This window comes from Pseudomonas sp. Ant30-3 (assembly GCF_000690905.1).
Taxonomy (GTDB): Bacteria; Pseudomonadota; Gammaproteobacteria; order Pseudomonadales; family Pseudomonadaceae; genus Aquipseudomonas.
Map to the genome: position 1 here is coordinate 1 of NZ_JMCL01000214.1, position 1,504 is coordinate 1,504.

General features: G+C 58.6%; 3 protein-coding genes. 1 reads left to right on the forward strand and 2 read right to left on the reverse strand.

The features are described 5' to 3' along the window. On the reverse strand, positions 1-377 hold a 377-nt coding region (locus tag DU29_RS0128880; RefSeq protein WP_236645671.1), incomplete at its 3' end, for an LLM class flavin-dependent oxidoreductase. A gap of 69 nt (positions 378-446) precedes the next feature. Next, positions 447-1,052: a TetR/AcrR family transcriptional regulator gene (locus DU29_RS0128885; protein ID WP_028624801.1), complete on the reverse strand. Its 606-nt coding sequence runs from the start codon at positions 1,050-1,052 to the stop codon at positions 447-449. 150 nt (positions 1,053-1,202) lie between these two features. Between DU29_RS0128885 and DU29_RS0128890 the strand changes: the two genes are divergently transcribed. Continuing rightward, positions 1,203-1,504: biotin/lipoyl-binding protein (locus DU29_RS0128890; protein ID WP_442961334.1), on the forward strand; the 302-nt coding region annotated here is incomplete at its 3' end.

Below are 1,504 nucleotides of genomic sequence, written 5' to 3' on the forward strand. Positions count from 1 at the left end.
AGCACCAGGCGCTGATTTGACAAGCGGTCGATCGAGGCTGCTGCTTTGGCCACAAGCAAGGGATGACGCAGAGTGGTGATGACGCTGCCAGTTGCGAGCGCGATGCGCGACGTCTGTGCCGTGACGTAGCCCATGAATGGCCACAGGTCATGGATGTGACCCACGTCGCCAAAAGACGGGACATTGAGAAATACATCCCTGAAGTAAAGGGCTGCAAAGTTATGAGCTTCAGCCAATTGTGCCGTGCGAATCTGCTGTGCCATGTCCATCTCAGGAATGGCGCCAGGGTAGGACTCGATGGCGAAGAAAAGACCCAGCGTCAGGCTTCCTTCCTGATACATGGTCGAGTATCCACGATGATTTTTGAAAGGGTTCATGGTCAAAATCCAAATAGGTGAATGGTCTGGGTCAAAGAGTCCGGCCTGCCGGTCGGCACCTTTGGGTTGTTACGACTGCGCGGGAGAGGTGTCCCGCCGCAAGCCCGCCACCAGTACAAGAAATCCCTGCACGGCTTTTTCGGAAGCGGCGCGTGGGTCGTCTGCGCTGGCGATCCACAGCGATGCGCCCAGCAGCGCCCCGCTTATCAGGCGGGCCGTCGCCAGGGGATCGACGGGGCGTATGACTGCCTCCTCGATCAACTTCTGGAGGCTGCGGCGCGTATTCACGATGCACACGTTCTGGCTGGGCCACTGGGAGGGATCGCCCAGAACCGCTGGCCCGTCCAGCAGGACGATCCGCTGGACTTCGGGCTCGACGGCCATCTTGATGTAGCCAATGCACTCCTGAACGAAGCCGTCCCAGGTGGACTCCGCCTCCTCGACGATGACGGCCAGTCGGCCAGATATCTCTGCATCAATCTGGGCGATGACCGCCTCCAGCAGCCCTTTCTTTCCACCGAAGTGGTGATAGAGCGCTCCGCGCGTCAGTCCGGCTTGGGCCGTCAGCTCATCCATTGAACTGTCCGCATATCCCACGGTTGCGAACGCAGCGCGGGCGGCACTGATGAGCTTGGCCCGCGTTTCCTCAATCATCTCTGCACGCTTTTGTGCTATTAGGTCGTCCTCCGATTTTTCACATAAGAAGTGTATGTAAATGATTGACATACGTTGCGTATGAGTGGATGATAAATGGCATACGTCACGCATGTCAAATTTTATCAACCGGGTTTCGCCATCCCTTGGAGACTGAAAACAATGAGCACATTGCCTTACCTTGCGGTCCTGCCTTCCTGGCGCCGCGCCTTGCCGTTAGCTGCGGCGAGCTTGCTGGCGCTGTCCCTAGCTGGCTGCAATAGCGACGCCGCCGACGCGGTCGCCGCCCCTCCACCCACGGTCAGCGTGGCACCTGTGTCGGTGCGCAAGATCGTCCTATGGGATGAGTTCAATGGCCGCGTCGAGGCGGTGGAAAGCGTTGCGCTGCGGCCACGTGTGAGTGGCTACATCGACAGGGTCAATTACGAAGAGGGCCAGATCGTCAAACGTGGCGACGTGCTGTTCGAGATTGA